This is a genomic window from Streptomyces sp. NPDC037389, from assembly GCF_040636475.1.
In the GTDB taxonomy this organism is placed as follows: domain Bacteria; phylum Actinomycetota; class Actinomycetes; order Streptomycetales; family Streptomycetaceae; genus Streptomyces; species Streptomyces hesseae.
Genome location: NZ_JBEZUS010000022.1, coordinates 48130 through 67898 on the forward strand (window position 1 = coordinate 48130; position 19769 = coordinate 67898).

The window sequence follows — 19769 nt, forward strand, 5'->3', positions numbered from 1 at the left end:
CGGCGACAGGCGACAGCGACAGTGTCGGCGACAAGCGACAGCGACAGGCGACACGAGGTCGGCGACACCGCGACACGGCGACAGGCGACAGCGACAGTGTCGGCGACAAGCGACAGCGACAGGCGACACGAGGTCGGCGACACCGCGACACGGCGACAGGCGACAGCGACACCGGCGACAGCCCGCCTTGTCGCGACAGGCGACACGACAAGCGCTGTCGCCGACACGACAGGCGACAGCGACACCCCGGGACGCGACATGACAGGCACCACTGCGACAACCCCCCACCCCCCTGCGGAGCTCGACGACACCGGCCACGAGCCCACAGCGGAACCGATTCCTCCGGAGGGCGTGCGCAACTACAGCTTCACCTTCCCCCCCAGCCTGATGCGCCGGCTCCGCTCCGCGCAGTGGCACACCCTCCAGAACCCCGACGGCCACCAGACCGTCTCCGGCCTCGTCCGCGCCGTCGTCGCCGAAGAGGTCGCCCGACTGGAGGACACCTACAACGGCGGTCTTCCCTTCCCCGAGGTCGAAGGACGGCTGCCACCCGGGCCGGGGCCTGCGGGAGCACAGCGGGGCGCTGCCATCCGCGCCATCAACCGGCGCAAGGCCAGGCAGGAAGCCGACAGCGGGGCGTAACGAAAAAATCCCGCCTCGAAGGGCGGGCGGTGGATGGTCGCTGAGTCCTCGGATTCTCGCGAAGCTGCGATTCAGGCCTCAGCGTACCACCACTGTCAAGCCCTGAGAGAAGGGGCGAGCCACCACAGCACGTCACCACAGGAGGGGAAACAATGGCACCACCCAGTACCACCGGCCCCCACACGGCCGACCGTTCACCCGTGGCCTCCGTGATCATGTACGGCCTCGGAGCCGGCCTTGTCGCCTACGCCGGAACCTCCCTGACCCACCAAACCCAGCTACGGATCCCCCTCCTGGCCGCGGTCGCCACTGTGACCCTCCTGGCCGCCCTCCTCGCCGCCTGGCAGCACCACCGAGCCCGGCCCGTGCGCGACCTCGCTGCCGCCCTCGCCCCGGTCCTGCGCCCCGACGACCCCCAGCAGATGATCAAGGCGCGCCGCCGTCGGGGAGGCGTCCCCACCCGCTTGACGATCACCTACCCCGCCACCTTCGACGAGCGCGACGACAAGGCCCGCAGCGAAGTCCGCGACATCATCGCGACACGACTTGGCGCCACGGTCGAGGCGACATGGCGGCCGACACGACGACAGATCATCTGTCGCATCGACCCGACAGCCGGCCCTGGCGACATCGTCGACAGCGACACGACAGCGACAACCGAGGCGACAGGCGACAGCGCCGAGCAGGCCCGGCTGCGTACCCGGACGACAGATGTCGTGCAGGCGATCATGGGTGCCTCCGCCCGTGTCGCCGACATCGCCTTCGACGGCGACAGCCCCACCCGGGTCGATGTCGCCTACGCGACAACCAGCCGCGACCTTTCGGAACATTTCCGCCAGCGCGTCATCATGCAGCTCGACAGCAAGCTGCCCGGCAGATGGCGTGACACCTGGGACCTGGAAAACGACACGGTCACCTTCCAGCTGCGACCGCCATTTCCCACCAATGTCCCCTACCCGCTCATGCACAAGCTGCAGCGCTATGAGATCCCGTACTCAGTCAGCGAGACCGGCCAGATCCTCACCTGGAAGCTGGGGAGCAAGAATCCGCATTGCCTGACCGTCGGCCCGACGGGCTCCGGTAAGACCGTCTTCATCCGCAATTTGGTCGTCGGTGCCCGCCTGCTCGGCATTCCCGTCGTGCTCTGCGACCCGAAGATGACGGAGTACATCGATTTCGAGGACTGGGACGGCGTCCGCGTCATCACCGACACCGAAGAAATCGCCAAGGCGATCACCCTGACACATCACGAAATGATGCGCCGATACGATCTCATCAAGCGTCGGCAGGCAAGAAAGGGTGAATTCGGAAAAGTTCTCTTCATTCTCGACGAATTCTATATTTTCAAGGAAGCGGTTCAAGAGCTCTGGGCCGCGATGCGAGCGAAGGATAAAAACCTCAAGGGGCGCGAGCACCCCTGCCTGTCTCACTGGAAGCGAAAGGTTGTTCTTGCCCGTACTGCTGAGATCCATCTCGTCGTGGGAATTCAGCGGCCGGATGCGGAATTCCTCACCGGACTGGCCCGGGATTCCTTCCGTCACCGCATCAGCCTCGACCGGGCGACCCCCGAGGCGGCCCGCATGATGTGGGGCAACAGCCGCATCGGCACCGACCTCCCCAGCATCCAGGGCCGCGCCGTCGCCACCACCGACCACGGTGCCGGCTACGTCCAGGTGCTCCGTCTGCTCACCCCGAGCGATGTCGACGACTACACCGAGGACGACGCCCGCACCTGGGAAGCGCTCACTCACCGCCTCACCACCCAGGCCGAGGCCTACGCCAACGGGGGGGAAGATCTCGCCTTCCTCGGCACCCTGGGTCACACGCCGCCGACCGGATCGCCCGCCCCTGCAGCACCGGCATTCGCCCTGGGGTCGGCGGAGCCCACGGAGACCGCCGCACCGGGCGGTGCGCCCGACAGCGACCCGGACGAGGGGGACCTCGAGGACGTCGGTGTGTACGAGCTCGAGCCCGGCGACGTCATCAGCCTCGAAGACGGCGGCCTGGTGGAGATCAGCGACCTGCACTTCGGGGAGGACGAGGACACCGGCGAGGAGTGGGTAGAGGTCGAATACACCACCGACGACGGCACCGTCGGCGTTCGCCAGCTGAGCGTGGACGCCAGCGTCGAGCGCCGGGTACCGCTCACCGTCTGAACGAGCTCGCCGGACTTGCGCCTAGTGGCCATCGGCGACCAGCGGATACTCCCGGTTCCCGGCCGCGTTGCGGCCGGGAACCGGGAGACTGCAGACGGGGTGGTGACACCCGCGCGCCCGGGGCGTTCACTGGACGTATAGCGGATTACGGCGCTACCCCATGCGAGGGGCAGCGCTTTCTGATCGGGCCTGTCGGACCCACCCGGCACACTGAGACAGGTGAACCCCTTTCTCCTCTCCCCGGTTGGCCTCCCGGACGTGCTGTTCGCCCGCGAGTCACTGGCCCGAATCCTGGACGACCTGGCGAATGGTCTCGCGCGGGAGGTCGCGGACTGGCCTGCCGACGATCTCCTCGCCACTCCCGAGGAGGACGTGGTCCAGCACTTGACGAGCAAGTACTCGCGCGACTGCCCCATCATTGACCAAGCCGCGATCTCGGTTCTTGATGACGACGGACAGGTCGACCGCGACATCTCCAACGGGCTGTTCAGGGACACCTTCACGGTTCGGCGGACGCTGATCACCATCGCAGTCCCCTTCACGGGCGACGCCGAGATCTTCAAGTGGAGGCCCAACAGATTCACGAGCGTCCCGCCTCGGGCGCAGGTCGTCGGCCAGGAGCTTCATCTCACCTGGGAGGGCAGCGACGGCGACCCGGACCGGATCAAGTCCATGGCCGACCAGGCCATCGCGGGTATCCAGCAGTGGCTCGATTGGTCTCGTCATCAGGTTGACCAGCACAACCGAGAGGTCGCGGCGAACGCAAGAAGCCGGGTCTCCGCACGCCACCGCAAGGTGCTCGGCGACCGTGACTTGCGTGCTGCCATCGGCTTTCAGCTCCGGCGGCGCGACGAGGGGGCGGCCGTCGCTGCCCCGATCAAGCGGCGGAAGATCACGACCCGCCCGTCGCCGCCCAGCACGGGCGCATTCAGGCCCGAGCCCGCCATCTCGGACGCCGACTACAACGCGGCGATCGAGGTCCTGATCAATCAGCGCAACGCGCTGGAGCGCTCGCCCTCCACCTACCGAACGTTGGGGGAGGAGGCCATCCGCAACATCCTCCTCGTCGGCCTCAACGCGCAGTTCGAGGGACAGGCCGCCGGCGAGGTGTTCAACAACACCGGCAAGACGGACATCCTCATCAGGGTCGAGGACAAGCACGCGTTCATCGGCGAATGCAAGATCTGGAAGGGGCCGAAGACCATCCCGGACACCCTGGACCAGCTGCTGGGCTACTTGACCTGGCGCGACACCAAGGCGGCGTTCCTGCTGTTCATCCGCAGTGGAGCCCCCACGGAGATCATCGCGAAGGCAGTTGCTGAACTGCGCAAGCACCCGAACTACAAGCGCGACGCCGGCGGCGACACCGAGGACCGCTACAACTTCGTTTTCCACGCGAATGGCGACACCGCCCGGGAGATCAAGCTAGCTCTCCTGCCCTTCCATCTGCCGACGGCCGACGGCAGTAAGCAGCCCTGAAGTAACCCCTGCGGGCATCACCGCGAAGGGACCGAGTGAATCGATCCAGTCGACCAGCACCGCCGCCACTCCTGCTCACTACAGGCGTTGAGGCGGAGGCTGTTCCTCTGCCCAGGCATCATCACGCCCGCTCATTCTTGCCATGAGCCAACCAAGATTCGCTGCCCCTTGCTTTAAAGCAAGGGGCGGTGTCATGCTCTTGCTCTGACGCTCCCTCAGTGGGTGCTTCATCGCTTGAGTAAAGGGGGTTGTGCGTGTCTGACCTGGATGAGTTCCTCAGCAGTGCCCAGATCGCCAAGAAGCTGGGGGTCACTCGGCAGAGGGTGGACCAGCTGGTTGCCGAGGGCCGGTTGGTCGGGCCGGTGGGCCGCGTCGGACGTCAGCGTGTGTGGAAGGCGTCCGACATCGAGCTGGCCACCGCCGGGCTGAGCACCGCCTCGGCGCGCCTGCCCGTCCCGCACTGGGCCACGTTCCCCGTCCCGCAGCCCCCGCTGGCCCTGGTCGTGGACGACGTCATGGACGTGCCGGGCGTGTGGTTCGGCGAGACCCCCCAGGTGCACGTCCGCATCTGGCGCGGCACCGCCGCAGGAGCCCCGCGCACCGTCGTCCTCTACGGTGCGATCCGCGAATCCCACGGCATCATCGTCAACTACGCCGAGTCGATCGCCACGGCCATCGCGGCCACCTACCTCGGCGCCGAAGCCCGCCGGGCGCTGTTCTTCGGATTCTGGCCCCGCGGATTCCCCCGGCCGACGATGCAGATCCACTACGTCTCCTTCGAGCTCCCCCGCAAGTCCGGGACCGCGTCCGGCCTCATGGACACCCTCCTGCGCCGTGGCGCCCAAGAGGCATGGCGGGGCGAGTTCGCCAACCCGGTATGGCAGCCCATCGACCGAGAAGACCTCTCCCGCGTCATCGGCAGCGATCCGGACCTCGACTTCCCGCCCGACACCTACACCGCCAAGGTCGTCCGCGCCCTCGCCGCAGGCCGTCGGCCCACCGCCATTGAACTGGATCCCCTGGGGCTGGCCGCACAACTGCAGCGACTGACCACACTGCACCGGTACCGCGAGGCCCTCCTGGACGGCAGCGGCCCAAGCACCGAGGCGTCCCGCACTCCGGCACTTCCCGTGCTGGCAGGAAACAAGCGTGAGGACGCGCTGCGCGCCGCCGAGGCACTCGGCATCGCCACGCGGATGATGGCTGGCCAGGCCACCGGAATGCTCCGCCACTACCAGTCCCAGGCCTCCGCGACCCCGGACGATCCGGGCAACGCCCTGGTGACACGCCGCTGGTACACCCCGACGTCCGAAGAGGAACACGCGCTGGCCCACAACGCCGACGCACTGTCCCTCGCGCTGGACGACGCCTCCGCGGATCCGGATTCCGGCCTGTCGCTGGGAGACCTGCAGCGGACCCTCACCAAGATCCGCGCACTCTGCGATGGCCTGGCCAACGCCTACATCACCGGGGCTGTCCCCACCGACGCGCAGCTCCTAGACGCGCTGGAGTTGGCCGAGTCGGACATCAGTCAAGCCCGCCTGGCCTTCGACCCGGACCTCGTCGACGATCCCGGCCCCGCCCCGACCCTGCTCGACACCCCGGGGGAGCCCGAGGAGGGATATCTGGCGAAAGCCTCGTGGTGGGGGCCGGCTCCGGGGGACGAGCACCGGGCCGCGCAACTGCGCGACCACCTGTGGGAGAAGGACCGGGCCGGCGCCCGTATCGGCTACGACCCCTTCGGCCGCATGCTGTTCCACAACCCCGAAACCGGCGCGCTGATCGTCGAAAAGCCCCGCCGTCTGCCGCAGGCGCCCTACCCGGACGAGGCGGAGCTGCTGGCGACCCCCGGGAACATGACCGTCTTCGTCCGCCTCCCCGACGGTCGCCTCGACCTGCTCCCGGCCGATCCCCGCTACCCCCGCTACTCCGACTTCACCTGGGGATACGGCGGTACCGGGCCCGACAACCTGGCCCGAGCCCTGTCCTTCGCCCTCCTCGACCACCCCGACTCCGACCACCCCGAGACCCTGGAAGACCGCCCCCAGGCCTGGCGCGAGTTCATCGAGCACCTGGTCACCGAGGCGATCCCGCAGAAAGAGCCGCTGCGCCTCACCGTCGGCACCCTGCGCGCCCAGTTGCCCCCGAGCAGCTGACGACCATCCGCCTCCGATCCGGCCAGCCGCCCACCGAAATGGAACACGTATGCAGAACGGCCCTTTCCTGTCTGACTCCGACGACCCGTTCAGCGACTGGGAGCCGGCCCACGACCCCGGTCCGGCGCCCGACCTGTCGCACCTGAGCCTCCACGAGCCGCTCGAGGCCGAGTGGCTGCTGTCGGACCACCCGTGGGCGCAGGCCGAACGCGCCCGCCGCCGTGGCGAAGAGCGGCAGGCCGCTGTCGCCCACGCCGAGCAGGTGGGCTTGCCCGAGTGGGCGATCCGCGCGGAGGTCGACGCCGCCGAGCCCGACGCCGTCTACCGCTCCCGCATGCGGCGCTCACTCGAAGCCCTGCACCAGGCCGACGACCCCATGTACGTCTACCCGCCCGGCCTGATCGGCCCGATGGCGTCGATGTGGCCGCCCCCCGGCCACCCCGCGCACGTCCCCGGGCTCGAAGCCGGCGGCTGGAACAACGACCTCTGACACCCGGTCGGCCGCGCTCGCGAGCACATCAGGCATACACGAAGCGCACACCAGGAGCTCACCAACAGGATGGAGCCGCCCCTACGGTGATGCCGCATCCCCCTTCGCACACCCGAGGAGCTGCCGTGACCCCCAGTGAGCCCACCCCTTTACCCCAGCGCCCTCACGCCAAGGCGAGCGCCTGGGCGACCGCCGCGACAGCGCTGGGCACCATCGTCGCGGTGGTAGTCCTGGCCCTGACCGGCCACCCCGAGGTCGCCACCGCCGCGGCGGGCGTTGGCGGAGCAGTCAGTACAGCCGGAGGTATCCGTGTCACGGTGAACATCCGCCGCTGATCTCCCTCACCTCGTCGAACAGGCCCATGGGCCCCAGGAGCAGCGGCGAGAGAGAGCAGGGCTCCGACGAGGACGGACCGTCACAGACCCCTGGCGAGGCACGCGGCCCCTGGCGATCCCTCGCCGGGGGCCGTGTGCTATTCCTCACCCTCTACCCTCACAAGCTAGTGACTAGCTGTACTGTGCGTGGCGGTCGGCGGGGATCTGCCCGCCCTCGTCCTCTTCAGGGACCACCATGCTGACCTGCTTAGTCGTCATCGCCGCCGGTATCGTGCTGCGCCAGATCGACCGGTACCACTTCGCGCGGAGCCGCCCGCGCGTCGCGAGCGCCCGTGAGCTGATCGCCCTTCAGCGCGCTCGCGCCAACGACTGGACGCCCGCGCTCCTGCTGGTCGGGCAGTGGGTGCAGATCGCTGGGTGGTGGCTCCTGGCTGGCCACGGGCCGGTGGCGGCCGTGGTGGCCGTTGTCGGGGTGGCGGTGCAGTTCCGGCACCTCCAAGAGGTCAGCCATTTCGCCGTCCATGGCGTCCTTGCCCGTTCCGCGCGCGTCAACCGCGTGCTCGCCGAGGCCCTGGTCCATCTTCCCCTCGGCCTCGTGCCCGTGGCGGTCCGGCGTCGGCGGCATGTGCGCGATCACCACCCCAACGCCACCCTGGCCGCCGACCCCAACCTCGCGGAGCTCCGCGACGCCGGGCTCGTCCCTGGCGCCAGCCGCCTGCGCTTCGTCCTCGCGCTGCTGTTCCCGCTGACCCCGCGCGGCATCCGGGCGACCGTCACCGGCATCGCCGCGAACCTGCGCCGCTCCCCCGGCCGCGCGGCCGTCGTCGCCGCCGTCCTCGCCGCCGCTTTCCTCGTCGGCGGCCCGGCGGCCCTCGTGTGCGGGGTCCTCGTTCCGCGGCTGCTGCTCTACCCTCTGCTCGCCTGGGGCAGCCTGATCGTGGAGCACACGTGGTTCGACCCTGAGCCGCGTACCGGTTCGCCGGCGTGGGTGGAGGCGGGGCGCTGCATGCGGCTCTACCCGTATCAGCGGCTGCTGGCCGCGCTTGCTGTGGTGGTGTGGCTGCCGTACGGCGACCTCTACCACTACGCGCACTCCGCCCACTCCTCGGTGCGCTGGAACTACCTGTCCGCGCTCGAGCGGCACCTGGCGCCGCCTCATTTCATGCCCGCGGCCTTGCTGTGGGGGCCGGGCTCGGTGGTCCGCCAGCACTGGGCCGCCCTCACCCCGCCGTCCGCCGCCGGGGCGGCGCCGCGGAGACGGGTGACCCGCGCCGCGTAGCCGGAGACGCAACGCCGGAAGGCCCGACCCCTGGGGGGTCGGGCCTTCCGGCGTTCGTGCGGGTGGTTGTGGCGTTGGGTCAGGTGGGGCAGGGGGCGGACCAGCGGGCCCAGGGGCGTGGCGGGTCGGCCGGGGTGAGGGTGAGGCCGCCCTGGGCCACGATCTCGGCGGGCCCGGTGAGCTCCATGGCGCCGCCGGAGGTCACGGTGACGTGCAGGCGGCCTCCGGCGAGGTCCACGGTGTAGCGGCCGGGCCCGGCTTCCTGGCGGTTGTCAGCGTGACGGACGGCAGCAACGGAGGCGCAGGCGCCTGTTCCGCATGCCCGGGTTTCGCCGACGCCGCGCTCGTGGACGCGTACCTGGAGGTGCCGGGCGCTGCGCAGGCGTACGAAGCTGACGGTGACGCCGTGGGGGTAGGCGCTGGCGGGGGTGACGGTGGGTGGGGTGCGGAGGTCGCCGGCGTGGTCGAGGTCGTCGAGGAGGACGACGGCGTGGGGGTTGCCCATGTCGATGTGGAGGGCGGGCCAGCGGCGGCGGCCGACGGCGACTTTGATGTGGCCGGGGCCGGGCAGGCGGGGGGTTCCCATCAGGACGGTGACCGGTCCCTGGGAGTCGGGCCTGCGTTCGGGGACGCGGACGTGGCGGACGCCAGCCCGGGTGGCGATGGGGATGGTGCCGGGTGGGACGAGTTCGCCGTCGATGAGGTAGCGGGCGAAGACGCGGATGCCGTTGCCGCACATGGCCGCGCGGCTGCCGTCGGGGTTGCGGTAGTCCATGAACCACTCGGCCTCGCCGGCCATGGCGGCGGCCTCGGGGTCGGCGGCGGTCCGTACGGCGCGCAGGAGGCCGTCGGCGCCGAGGCCGGTGCGCCGGTCGCACAGGCGCCGGATCTCCTCGGCGGTGAGCGCCAGGCGGTGGTCGGGGTCGGGCAGGAGTATGAAGTCGTTCTGGGCGCCGTGGCCTTTGAGGAAGGGCTGGGCGGCGGGGAGGAGCTGGAAGTTCACGGGCGGGTGCCCTTTCCCAGGTCGAAGCGGATCCAGACGAATTGACCGGCTTCGGTATCACTGAGGCCGAACTCGGAACCGAGGTAGAACACGGAGACCGCCGCCGTCCAGTGCCGGAGGAGGGCGTCGGTGACGGGGGCCTCGACGCGCACGGAGCCGCCCTCGTCGGTGACGCGGATCTCGGCGCCGGTCAGCGCGGTGAGCTGTGCGCTTGCCGAGTGGATGACGGCGGTCCGCGGGTCGTAGGTCACTGCTCCCCGATCAGCCCAACAGAGTTTCACGAAGCGTGTTACTAGTCACTAGTTTTCTATCTAGTGACTAGATTCGTCAATCGGTACTGATCACGACTTGTGGGCGAGGAGAGGCATGAGCGGCGGAACATCACGCACCGCGCCCCACCCCTACGAGCGGGTCGCCGCCGTCTTCCGCGCCCGTATCGCGGATGGCACCTGGCCCGAGGGCTACCGCCTGCCGTCCCGTAAGGAGCTGGGCGCCGAGCTCGACGCGGGCGAGAATGTGGTCCGCCGCGCCCAGGAGGTCCTCATCACCGAGGGCCTGCTCGAGGGCCGGCCGGGGGCGGGCACCTTCGTGCGCCCGACCTACGTCCGCCGCCCCATGCCGCGCAGTCAGGCGTCCGGCGCTGGCCTGGCACCGGCCGGCTTCACCGGCACCTGGGAGTCCGACTGCACCGCGAAGGTCCCCGCGCCCGCGGACATCGCCCAGCGGCTGGGCATCGCGCCGGGCGAGGAGTGCGTGCGCACCGCGTATGAGTTCCTCGCCGGGCGGCAGCCGGTCATGCTGACCACCAGCTGGGAGCCCATGGCCGTCACCGGCCGCACCCCGGTCGTCCTGCCCAACGGCGGCCCCCTGGCTGGCCACAGCGTCACCGAGCGCATGGCCGCCATCAGCATCATCGTCGCCCGGATCACCGAGGTGCCCCGTCCGGTCCACCTCACCGACGACCAGGCGCAGCTGCTCGGGATGCCGTCCGGCGCGCAGGCCCTGCTGATCATGCGCACCCACTACGACAGCGGCGGCCGGGCGGTGGAGACGGCGGACGTCGTGGTGCCGCACGAGCGGTGGGATGTCACCTACGAGATCCAGCCGCCCGCACCGGCCGGCACCTGAGACGGGCAATTTCGTATTCGTGGCCCACCCCTGGGCCGAGGAGGGGGAACGACTCGTGTCCGCACCACCGAACCGCTCGTCCGGGGCCCGGGCCGTCGACGCCCTGGCCTCGTCCGCGCTGACCAACCTGATCGCCGTCGTCGGCATCATCACCCCGGTCGCCGCCTGGGCCACCTCCCAGCCGGACATCAAGAACTTGCTGATCATCGCCGAGACGGTGATCGTGCTGGTGCTCCTCGCCAACCTTTTATGGCGTCGCAGCCGCTTCATCCCGCTGCGACGGGCCAATAACCTCAAAGCCATGGATGACCCGCGCTACTACGACCTGGTCCGCGCGCACGTGGAGTCCGAGCTGATCTCCGAGTACTCCGAGATCGCCGACGGCCACATGCGCGTCTATGCCAGCGAAGTCCCCCGCCTGTCCGTGACCCTGGTCAAAACCCTGATCGAGTCCCAGTCCGCGCCGCAGCGGATCCTCGCGGCCGACCTGACCACCGACCCTGGCCTGCTCACCCGCCGCCGCGAGTACCTCGCCGCGAACCGGCAGATGATCGAGGCCGGCGGCGAGATCCAGCGCCTGTTCATCGCCTACCGCGACGACCTCGCCCGCGAGGCCTACGCCCGCGACCTCCTCGCTCTGATCGGCTCCCACCGGCAGCTCGGCGTCACCTGCGGCCTCGCTGTCCGCGAGCACCTGCGCCCCGAGCAGGCCGTCGACTTCATAGTCTTCGCGGCCGCGGCCGTCCTGGTCGAAGAAGAGCAGGGCGACGCCGACTACACGCGCGGGCGATCGAGCGTGTACTTCAAGGACTCCGCCCGCTGGACGGCGAGGTTCGAGTCGGCCTGGGGACACGGCGCCGACTCCGCCCCCATGGCCCTGCAGACCTACGAGGTCCTCACCCGCCCCATGGTCGAATCCGGCACCTGGGACACCGACCGCGTCAAGCAGGCCGTCGAAGGCATGTAGAGCGGTACGAGGAAGGGGCCCGGCGAGAGTCGCCGGGCCCCTTTGCTGTTCTCCACCACGCAGTACGAGGGCAGGCCGTACGGCTTCCGTCGCGGGCTCGCGTCAGAAGTCGGGCCAGTCGTCCGAGATCACGATGCGGGCGATGTAGATGCGGGGGCCGTCGTCGCCCGGCTCGCCTTCGCGCACGTGGTATTCGGCGAGGCCGATGTCCCGGGCGAGCGGTATCGAGAACCAGCCCGGCCGCCCGGGTACCGGGTGCGCGAGAGCAGGGACTGGGTGTTCGCGCAGCTCGACCATCAGGTTCATCACGGCGGAGAACACCGAGGCCGAGACCTCGGGGGCAAGCAGCGGGAAGACGGCAGGGGAGAGCTGGATACGGTCATCCTCGGCCTCGCCGTCGTCTTCCCACTCGTGGTGCTCATCGCTCACCGGCTATCAGCCTCGCGCGCCGCCTGGGCCTCACGCAGGACCGCGGCCGCCGGGCGCCCGGGGGCCGTCCCGGCCTCGACAGTGGTACGGACCGACTCCGGCAACGGGTCGGCGTACAGCACGGCCCGCATCCACCACCGGCGCAGCACGCCCAGCAGCTCGCGCTCGTCCGCCTGCCCAATCTCCCGGTAGAACTCCATCCGGTCCGCCGGTGGCAGCGCCTCTGCCACGCCGTTCTGGGTCCGCGGGATTGACGGCGCCCCGCTGTCGCCGTAGTGCACGGGTTGTGCGCTCATCGGTGTGCCCCTTCCGTCACCTCCGAGTCTGCCCTACTAGAGCTCTCGGGCTCGCAGGGACTCCTTAAGCCGAGAGACGGCCTGCCAGATCGCCGTTTCGCCCGGCGCAGGCGGGCCGGGAATTACGGTCTGGCCGGTCCTCGACGTTCACCGGGTCTCGCCGAGGCGTCCGGCGGCGGCGCGAGCTGGTCGGCACCGCACATCTCGCACGCCTGGGCGCCCGGCCGGCTCAGTGCCTCGAGCGCCTGGTCGGTGGTGAGGTCCGCGGTTCCCTGGGCGGTGAAGCATGAGGCGTGGTGGAGGACGCTCGGCCTCGGCCCGGTCGCGTTGTATGGATGGCGCGGGTATGTGATCTTCCAGCGGTCGGAGCCGTCCCCGCGCACCTGCGGCCAGCCTGTCCCTGACCCCTCACTGGCCGTGGTCTCGCGCGCCGGGAGCGGTGCTGGGGGAGTGGTGGGGCGGCGGCGGCCGGTGCGGGCGCGGGCGATGGCGGCGGGGTGCCGTCGTACGGGTACGCGCTTGTACGCCTGCGCCTCCTCGGGGACGGGGGCGACGTGGCTGGCGGGCACGGAGAAGACGATGTCGGCGGGTTCGGCCGTGTCCTTGCCGCGGATGATGGCGTGCGCCCAGAAGGTCAGGGTCACCTCGTAGAACCACGTGCCGTCGACGGCCTGCCAGCGGCGCAGGAGGTGGCCGAGGACCTCCTGCCCGTCGTGGAGCCGGACCCGGATCTGTGGTGTCGGCGTCCGCTTCGGCATCTCGCCCTGGAACTGCCCGTCCACGGCCGGGCCTACGCCGCCGCGCCGCCGGCCGCGGCCTCTTCGTCGCTGGCCTGCGCGTCGATGCGCTTAAGAGCCATCCGCGCCTTGACGACCTTCCCCTGCTCCACGGTGCCCCAGAAGGGATGCGTGCCGACGATGATCGACAGCTCCAGCGCACGGGCCCGCAGGGCAGCCATCTCCTGCTGCTGCTCCTCGGTCCAGCCGGGGCTGTCGGGCCGGCTGCTGGGGTACCAGTGCCCGTCGGGCCTGGTCCAGCCAGGCAGCGGGACGACTGACCAGGGCAGTGTGCGCCCGAGCGCGGCGAGGTCGGCGGTCACCTGGTGCAGCTCGGCCTGTGCCTGGCGAAGCGGAGCAGGGAAGTCATAGGTCTCGACCATAGTGGCGAAATTCTAACCTCATCCGCACAGGTGTTCTATTTCACGGGGCGGGCGGGGCAGTGCGAGGTTGTCGGTATGGGTCAGTCGTCGGAGGGGTGGCGGTAGCGGAACAGGAGAGTGTTCGCCTTCTGCTCGGTCGTCCCGAGGGCATAGGCGACCTCATCGATGGGGGTTTCGTCAGTGCGGATGTAGTGGGCGGCCGTTCGACCGGCCTGGGCGGCGATGCGCTCGAGGCCAGCGGCGGCCTTGAGCGCGGCCAGGGGGGTCTCCTCGGCGAGGTCGGTCAACTGCTCGTCGAGCTGCTCCAGGAGTTTCTGGACACCGCCGGGCAACGGCACCGTGCGTGCCTTGACGTCCTCGATGTGCTGGCCCCAGTCATCCGTGACGCCGGGGATGTCGATGTTGTACTGATCCTCGGCAACCCGCGACCAGTCGATCGGATAGAGGGGCCCTCCGCGCCAGCCGCAGGAACATGAGGCACGCAGATGGGTCGCCTTCGGGCGGCCGAACCTGCCGTCATAGACCGGCCAGTCCGTCGTTTTCGGCATGTATCCACTCGTGCCCATGTCGATGTAGACCGGTTTCGGCTCCGTCCCGTCAGCCAGTACCGCCCCGGCAGTGCCGACATGAGAAGAACCGAACTCCTCCGTCTCCCACCCCATTGACCTCTCCCTCTGCTCATAGCACGTGCTTGCAGTTCAGACGGCTCCGAGGATGCCCGACTCACCCGGGTCCCGGACCATGAACGGCAAAACGCACGCGCCGTCAGCCATACGCCCAGCCATGCGGCACCGGGCCCCGCCCGGAGGGCTGGTAGTCGGGCGTTGGGGCGGAGAGCACGAGCATGTCCTGGGTAGGTACCCGCCTCCGGCCTCCGGCTGGCAAGCCCCGAGGGCGGGGGAGAGTCCCTTGAGCGCGTCTTGCGAGGTTGGAGCGGGGAGCCGCAGGGCCCCACCAGGCATCGGCTCGTACTCGGGCAGGAGTGTCTTCACTCCTCAACTCAGGTGAGTCTCTGCCGCTATGCCGCAATCCACTGGCTGTCATGCCGCACCAAATTGGTTACGCACATAACATAGCGGCGCTAGGGTGGCGCACATATAACTACTTGGGGGAGGCGGCGGGATGAACGACACCATGGTGGGGGCTGAGCGTCAGACGACGGAGTTGTGGAACGCCAATCAAGTCGCTGCCGCGCTGGGCCTCTCCCCCACGGAAGTGGGTCGCCGCCTCAAGCGCGGCGAACCTCCGCTCCCGCGCTTCCGCGCCGGGGTCAACTCCGCCGCCTTGTGGCTTCCCGAGGAAGTCCGGCTCTACGCCCTCCAACGTGGTCAAGCCCTGGCCGACCACCCCGGCGCCGACCGCCGGCTGCCCGTACCGATGTGGCTCAACCTGCCGCCCTTGCCCACCCCCCTGCCGCGGATTGCCGACGAAGTCCTCAACCTGCCCATGCGCCTGTCGCACTCTCCCGGTCCTCACCCCATCCACGTACGGATCTGGCGCGGGCCGGCAGGGAACGGCACGCGGACCGTGTGCCTGCTCGCCGGCACCGACAGCGGGACCGTCCCCCCAACCGTCGCCCCGCTCGGACAGATCATGGCCCACGAGGTCGTCGAGGCCGGCCTGCTCACGGAGGACGTCGCCCGCACCGCTTTCTGGTTCGGCCTGGGCGTGCACCACCACAACCTGCCCGACGGCGACCCTCAAGTGCTCATGTACCTGTCCTTCGCCCTGACCGAGCGCCACGGGGGGCTGCTTCGGCGCTGGCGCACACCTGACACGCCCGAGCTGTTCACCGCCGCCAGTGCCGTTCCCGCTCGCCTCGCCCAGCTCGCCCACCTCACCGGGGAGAACCTTGAGCTCTACCCCCAGGGCACGCACACTCCCGAGGCCATCACCCTCTATGCCGCCGGGCAGCGCCCGGTCGTTGTCGACTGGGACCCTTACGACCTGGCCAAGACCGTCCACCGCACTGCCACCCTGCGCGCATGGGCCGACGCGGAGACCAAGGCCGGACGGGAGCGCGCCGCGGCCACGATCACCGACGCCGCCACCGCCCTGGCCGCCCGGGCAGCCGAGATCGACACCCGGTACGAGCACGACCACGCGGCCGAGGAGCACACCGTCGTCGACCGCCGCGTGCACCGCCTCGCGCCGGGTGAACGCGACGAGCTGCTCAACTACGCACGGTCCGCCGGAGGCGAGGACTTCGGGCACTGGCTACGTCTCCACCGAGCCCTCGCCCAGCTCACCGACGACACCGACACCGCCAACCTCGAAGACGAACGAGCCCTTGAGCGCCACGACGCGCTCACAGCCGCCTCCGCCTCCAGCACGGCCCTGCTCCGGCCCATCGCCATCGCCCACGCCAGCCAACGCGACGGCTGGCCGCTGCGCCTGACCACGACCGACAACAGCGACGCGGCCCGGTACTTGGCGACGTGCGCCTGGTACGGCCCCAAGGAAGAGGACACCCAGACCGCTCGCCTGCTCACCAGCGCGCTCTGGGAAGACGAACGTCATCAGGCCCAGGCCGCCTACGACCCGTTCGGCCGGCTGGTCCTCGCTACGGCCGACCGCACGGCCTTCGCCGTCACCTGCCCCGTCGCCCCTGGGGCTGGCGACCAGCTCATGGGTGCCCCGGGCTTCATCGCACTGCCCGACGGCCGTTACCAGCTGCGCCCGGTGGCTGCGGCACCCGGCTGTTGCCGTTGTGGGCAGTCGAGCCCCGACGTGGAGGCCGTCTGGGAAGCGGAACCCGACCGGCTGTACTGCCGGGCATGCGCGGAGCTCCGGGAAGCGGAGCTGGAGGGCATGCATGACTGATCCCGATCCAACATGATCAGGGCGGCACTCGTCAGCACGTGACGAAACGCGCGGGCGGCTGCTGGAAGCCCTGTGCTTCGGCCCACGGGCCGTGGCTTTCAGAGCGCGGGGTTCGTTGGGCAATACATGTGGAGCACCGAGGAGATTCTGGCCCTGGAGCAGGGGCTACGGGTGGAAGCCGAACACCTGGAGCGCGCTGTCGAGGCAGCACGCGCCGCATGCAGCTCTCCGGATAACGAGCTGGCCGTCCGCAGCCAGCTCCAATGGCGCGGACGCCCCGCGTGTGCTGACCTAGATGTGCTGTCTACGGCGGTTAGTGCCACGCCGTACAGTCAGTGAGGGGTGCCACAGCCGACTCCAACGGCTGTGGCACCCCTCACTGTTGCTCTTCGACTTCACATCCGAGTCGGGGCGATGTAGCGCCGGCCCGCGACCATGAGGCCGAAGGCCAGGGCGAGGCCGACGAGGTGGGAGCCGCCGAGGACGGTCTTGGCGGTGGTGCCGGTGAGGTCCTGGTCGTGAGTGACGATTTGCCCGGCGGCGTAGCAGGCACCCCAGGTGATCAGCATGGCCACGGCCAGGATGATGATGCGCGCGCCGAGGGGAAGCCAGTTGGGCCCCTTGGACGGGCCAATCTTGGTCTTGACGTGGGCGATGTGCGCGGCGAGGGCCTGCTCGCGGGTGCCCGCAGGGTGCCGAGGCATCCGGTCACAGCAACAGGTGGCCCGGAATCGGGCCGTACCGGCCGTGGTGGATGCGTCCTCGTCGATAACGATCGTCGGCAGATGCCGTCCGTCATCGATGGCGAATCGCTCGAGCACGGTGTGTTCCCTTCGTCAGTTCTGGGCGGTGGCGAGGCCGAGGGTCTCGGCGGCGAGGATCTGGCGGTGGGTGTGCTCGGCCGTCAGCTCGTCGTGCAGGGTGGCGGCTTCGGTCTCGGCGTCGGTGTCGGGCAGGGGCAGCGCGGGGTAGCCGGCGGCGAGGATGTGCTGCTCGTAGGCGTCGACCATCCGGTCCTCGCCCACGCCGCGGCGGAAGGCGCCCCCCTGAATTAGTGCGTCGGCGGCGGTCTTCCAGGTGTCGATGGCGCGGTGGGCGGCGTCGACGGCCCGGACGTACGCCTGGTGGCTGTGCAGCCAGCTGCCCTTGTTGGTCGGGTCGGCCAGCGCGTCCCAGCGGACCTTGACCAGGTGCAGGGCGCGGTCGCGCTCGGCGCGGGCCTCGTCCTCCTCGGCGAGACGGGTGCGCAGGCCGTTGTACGTCGAGAGGGCGGCGCTCAGGGACATCAGCCGCTTCGCCTCCTCGTAGGTGGCGGTGGGCTTCCCCTCCTGGAGGGACAGCATGATGTTGTAGATGGGGCGGCCGTCGTCCAGGTCGTTCGTGCCGTTGAGTCCCTCGATGGTGATGGGCGTGGTCATGTCCTTCTCCTTGGGGCGTTCGTCGGGGTCGATGTCCTGGTCGCGCAGGTCCGCGTAGACGGTGGGCCGGCTGGTACCAGCGGCCTCGGCGAGCCGGGAGACGTTGGTCTCGCCCGCCCTCCAGGCCGCGCCGACCAGTTCGGCCCGGCGCCCGGAGGTTGACTGGCGGGCCCAGTCGCGCAGTGCGGTCATCGCTTCGGCTCGTGTCGTGCTCACACCTCTGAGAGTGTTGTAAAACCGTTTTACATGGCAAGTGGCTTTACAGTGGTCGGCCGGATTCACCCGCCCATATGGCCGGAACCCAAGGCACAGTCATGGGGCGCGGTCATAGGCTCCCGCCCCATGACGCACACCGACGGAAAGCCGGTCATCCGGCTGCGCTTGGGGTTCTTCGAGGGTTTCGAGACCGTGGTGGGGCTGCTGCGCGACATCGGCGCACGGCGAGAAGAACCGCGGCTCTTCGTCCTCGACGACGGCCTGACGATCCACCAGGCAGTTGCCCTGGTGAAGCTGCTGGAGTACAGCCGCAAGGATGCGAACCGCCCCGTAAAGGTCATGGTCGAGCCGGGCATCGACCATCGCGGCTACTTGGAGGACAGCGCGGCCCTGTACGCGTGGTGGGGTACGAAGGACAACTGGCGGTGACGCCGCACCCGGCTACCTCATTGCTCTCGCCGCGGCACAGTGCTTGCCCGACTTCGCGGCGGCTGTCAGTAGGGACCGCTATTGTCTGAAGTATCTGGCCGCGCACCGGCCGAAGCCCGCGCCTCAGCCCATGACTGGGAGCCACTGAGGACGAAGGTGCCAGGACCCTGGTCCCAGCGCATCAGTGCGAAGAGCAAGACCGTCGTGGATCGCTGACGACGTTTCCGAGTGCCCGCGCAGTCCTTCTCGCTCGCGTGCGTCGGGTCATGGGTAACCGCTGCGCGCCCTTCGAGGGAGAAGCTGTGGTCAAGAAGCACGGTAAGAAGTCGCGCGCCCGCCAGAGGGCCCGCCGCACGGGAGCCCCGCATCAAGCTGCGGCCACGCGGACGACGCACGAGCACACGCCGTTGCCGGACATGACGGTCCTGGGGAACCTGCCGTACAGCGCGGGGCGCGCCCCGGACACCGAACTCGCGGCGCGGCTCGTGGCCGCGTGCAGGGCCGGATGTCGGCCCTGCCAGGATTCGCTCGCGCGGAAGGCGAGCGCCGACCGGCCGACACTCGCCGCGCTGGCAGGCGCCGTCTACGGGCTCGCGCTCAATCGCGGCGCCGTCCATTCGCCGATCCTCTCGGCGACGACGCGGTCCTGGTCGCCGCTGGCACTGGCGGCCGCCGAGTCCGGCGACGGCACTACGGCGTTCGCCGCCGTCGAGCACATGTCGGCACCGGGGGCCGCCGAGCTCCTGGAGGACGCGCTCGACCAGTGGGCCGTGGGCGGGGCAAGTCCCGACGAGATCGCCGGCATGATCAAGGTGATCGGGCCCCAGGATCTCGGCATGGAGCCCGAGGAGACCGTCGGCGCCTTCGATGCGCCCTCCCCGGTCGTGATGGTGCCGAACGCGCCCGGCGGCACGGGCAAGTCCACCACCGGGTGGCCCGGCGGGGACTACACCCTGCACCTCGGGGTCGTCGAGATGCCCGACGGGCGGCCGCTGCCGCTGCTGGCCCTTGAGCCGCGCACCGAGCGTGCCGGTCTGGAGGACCTGCGCCGCCGTTGCCAGTGGCGGCCGTGGAACGGCCGGGGCAGCGCCTTCCCCGAGCTCGACTTCAACTGGCGCCTTCGCGCCGGCATCGCGGCCCAGTCGCTGGAGGAGTTCTGCCACACCGACGCCGAGGGCTTCGACGATGTCGAGCTGTGGCGCGGGGCGGCGAAGGTGCCGGACGAGTGGTGGGAGCTGCTCGACGTCGCCCAGCACGCGCTGGTGTGCGGGCCGGTCGGCTCGGCCGACCCGGACGCAATCGCCGCGGCCGCCGCGGCGGGCGAGCTGGTGGCCGTCGTCGCCCGCGTGCGCTTCGCGTGAAGG

21 protein-coding genes are annotated in these 19769 nt (G+C 69.9%); 12 read left to right on the forward strand and 9 right to left on the reverse strand.

Features of this window, described 5'->3' with window-relative positions; all coding sequences use genetic code 11:
* The first annotated feature begins 258 nt into the window (after nucleotides 1-258).
* The 7 genes from AB0E98_RS31585 to AB0E98_RS31615 all read left to right on the forward strand — a co-directional run bounded on the left by AB0E98_RS31585 (nucleotide 259) and on the right by AB0E98_RS31615 (nucleotide 8537).
* Nucleotides 259-642: a hypothetical protein gene (locus AB0E98_RS31585; RefSeq protein WP_361709368.1), complete on the forward strand. Its 384-nt coding sequence runs from the start codon at nucleotides 259-261 to the stop codon at nucleotides 640-642.
* A gap of 200 nt (nucleotides 643-842) precedes the next feature.
* On the forward strand, nucleotides 843-2798 hold the full coding sequence (locus AB0E98_RS31590; RefSeq protein ID WP_361709370.1) for an FtsK/SpoIIIE domain-containing protein: 1956 nt from the start codon (nucleotides 843-845) through the stop codon (nucleotides 2796-2798).
* A gap of 219 nt (nucleotides 2799-3017) precedes the next feature.
* Nucleotides 3018-4277 carry a hypothetical protein gene (locus AB0E98_RS31595; RefSeq protein WP_361709373.1) on the forward strand — a complete coding sequence of 420 codons (1260 nt, stop codon included), beginning with the start codon at nucleotides 3018-3020 and terminating at the stop codon, nucleotides 4275-4277.
* Between the two features lie 254 nt (nucleotides 4278-4531).
* Nucleotides 4532-6433 carry a helix-turn-helix domain-containing protein gene (locus AB0E98_RS31600; protein WP_361709375.1) on the forward strand — a complete coding sequence of 634 codons (1902 nt, stop codon included), beginning with the start codon at nucleotides 4532-4534 and terminating at the stop codon, nucleotides 6431-6433.
* Nucleotides 6434-6482: 49 nt separating this feature from the next.
* On the forward strand, nucleotides 6483-6923 hold the full coding sequence (locus AB0E98_RS31605; RefSeq protein ID WP_361709378.1) for a hypothetical protein: 441 nt from the start codon (nucleotides 6483-6485) through the stop codon (nucleotides 6921-6923).
* A gap of 125 nt (nucleotides 6924-7048) precedes the next feature.
* Nucleotides 7049-7258, forward strand: coding sequence for a hypothetical protein (locus AB0E98_RS31610; protein WP_361709380.1), 210 nt, complete (start codon nucleotides 7049-7051; stop codon nucleotides 7256-7258).
* Between the two features lie 235 nt (nucleotides 7259-7493).
* A complete protein-coding gene (locus tag AB0E98_RS31615; protein ID WP_361709383.1) occupies nucleotides 7494-8537 on the forward strand; it encodes a fatty acid desaturase in 1044 nt (347 codons plus the stop codon).
* A 79-nt stretch (nucleotides 8538-8616) separates the two neighbouring features.
* On the opposite strand, the gene dapF is transcribed toward AB0E98_RS31615, so the two are convergent.
* Both dapF and AB0E98_RS31625 read right to left on the reverse strand, forming a co-directional pair.
* Nucleotides 8617-9540: a diaminopimelate epimerase gene (dapF, locus tag AB0E98_RS31620; protein ID WP_361709386.1), complete on the reverse strand. Its 924-nt coding sequence runs from the start codon at nucleotides 9538-9540 to the stop codon at nucleotides 8617-8619.
* On the reverse strand, nucleotides 9537-9791 hold the full coding sequence (locus tag AB0E98_RS31625; protein WP_361709388.1) for a hypothetical protein: 255 nt from the start codon (nucleotides 9789-9791) through the stop codon (nucleotides 9537-9539). The genes dapF and AB0E98_RS31625 overlap by 4 nt, the downstream gene beginning before the upstream one ends.
* A gap of 115 nt (nucleotides 9792-9906) precedes the next feature.
* Between AB0E98_RS31625 and AB0E98_RS31630 the strand changes: the two genes are divergently transcribed.
* Complete coding sequence (locus AB0E98_RS31630; protein WP_361709390.1) at nucleotides 9907-10668, forward strand: GntR family transcriptional regulator; 762 nt, start codon at nucleotides 9907-9909, stop codon at nucleotides 10666-10668.
* A 55-nt stretch (nucleotides 10669-10723) separates the two neighbouring features.
* Nucleotides 10724-11635 (forward strand): hypothetical protein, encoded by a 912-nt coding sequence (locus AB0E98_RS31635; RefSeq protein WP_361709392.1) that lies wholly within the window; start codon nucleotides 10724-10726, stop codon nucleotides 11633-11635.
* Nucleotides 11636-11737: 102 nt separating this feature from the next.
* Here AB0E98_RS31635 and AB0E98_RS31640 read toward each other — a convergent pair whose 3' ends face one another.
* The 5 genes from AB0E98_RS31640 to AB0E98_RS31660 form a co-directional block, all read right to left on the reverse strand.
* Nucleotides 11738-12064, reverse strand: coding sequence for a hypothetical protein (locus AB0E98_RS31640; protein WP_361709393.1), 327 nt, complete (start codon nucleotides 12062-12064; stop codon nucleotides 11738-11740).
* Nucleotides 12061-12360 (reverse strand): hypothetical protein, encoded by a 300-nt coding sequence (locus AB0E98_RS31645; RefSeq protein WP_361709396.1) that lies wholly within the window; start codon nucleotides 12358-12360, stop codon nucleotides 12061-12063. The genes AB0E98_RS31640 and AB0E98_RS31645 overlap by 4 nt, the downstream gene beginning before the upstream one ends.
* 122 nt (nucleotides 12361-12482) lie before the next feature.
* Nucleotides 12483-13142: a DUF6233 domain-containing protein gene (locus AB0E98_RS31650; RefSeq protein ID WP_361709399.1), complete on the reverse strand. Its 660-nt coding sequence runs from the start codon at nucleotides 13140-13142 to the stop codon at nucleotides 12483-12485.
* Nucleotides 13143-13150: 8 nt separating this feature from the next.
* Nucleotides 13151-13519, reverse strand: coding sequence for a hypothetical protein (locus AB0E98_RS31655; RefSeq protein ID WP_361709402.1), 369 nt, complete (start codon nucleotides 13517-13519; stop codon nucleotides 13151-13153).
* 80 nt (nucleotides 13520-13599) lie between these two features.
* Nucleotides 13600-14181: a hypothetical protein gene (locus AB0E98_RS31660; RefSeq protein WP_361709404.1), complete on the reverse strand. Its 582-nt coding sequence runs from the start codon at nucleotides 14179-14181 to the stop codon at nucleotides 13600-13602.
* A gap of 460 nt (nucleotides 14182-14641) precedes the next feature.
* Between AB0E98_RS31660 and AB0E98_RS31665 the strand changes: the two genes are divergently transcribed.
* A complete protein-coding gene (locus AB0E98_RS31665) occupies nucleotides 14642-16342 on the forward strand; it encodes a hypothetical protein (RefSeq protein WP_361709406.1) in 1701 nt (566 codons plus the stop codon).
* 395 nt (nucleotides 16343-16737) lie between these two features.
* Here the strand turns inward: AB0E98_RS31665 and AB0E98_RS31670 are convergent, their stop codons facing one another.
* Together AB0E98_RS31670 and AB0E98_RS31675 are read right to left on the reverse strand one after the other, a co-directional pair.
* On the reverse strand, nucleotides 16738-17163 hold the full coding sequence (locus tag AB0E98_RS31670; protein WP_361709408.1) for a hypothetical protein: 426 nt from the start codon (nucleotides 17161-17163) through the stop codon (nucleotides 16738-16740).
* 15 nt (nucleotides 17164-17178) lie between these two features.
* On the reverse strand, nucleotides 17179-17976 hold the full coding sequence (locus AB0E98_RS31675; RefSeq protein WP_361709410.1) for a hypothetical protein: 798 nt from the start codon (nucleotides 17974-17976) through the stop codon (nucleotides 17179-17181).
* 126 nt (nucleotides 17977-18102) lie between these two features.
* On the opposite strand from AB0E98_RS31675, the gene AB0E98_RS31680 reads away from it, so the two are divergent.
* Together AB0E98_RS31680 and AB0E98_RS31685 are read left to right on the forward strand one after the other, a co-directional pair.
* Complete coding sequence (locus AB0E98_RS31680; RefSeq protein WP_361709413.1) at nucleotides 18103-18405, forward strand: hypothetical protein; 303 nt, start codon at nucleotides 18103-18105, stop codon at nucleotides 18403-18405.
* Nucleotides 18406-18707: 302 nt separating this feature from the next.
* Nucleotides 18708-19766, forward strand: a complete 1059-nt coding sequence (locus tag AB0E98_RS31685; protein ID WP_361709416.1) for a hypothetical protein — start codon at nucleotides 18708-18710, stop codon at nucleotides 19764-19766.
* Nucleotides 19767-19769: the final 3 nt, after the last annotated feature.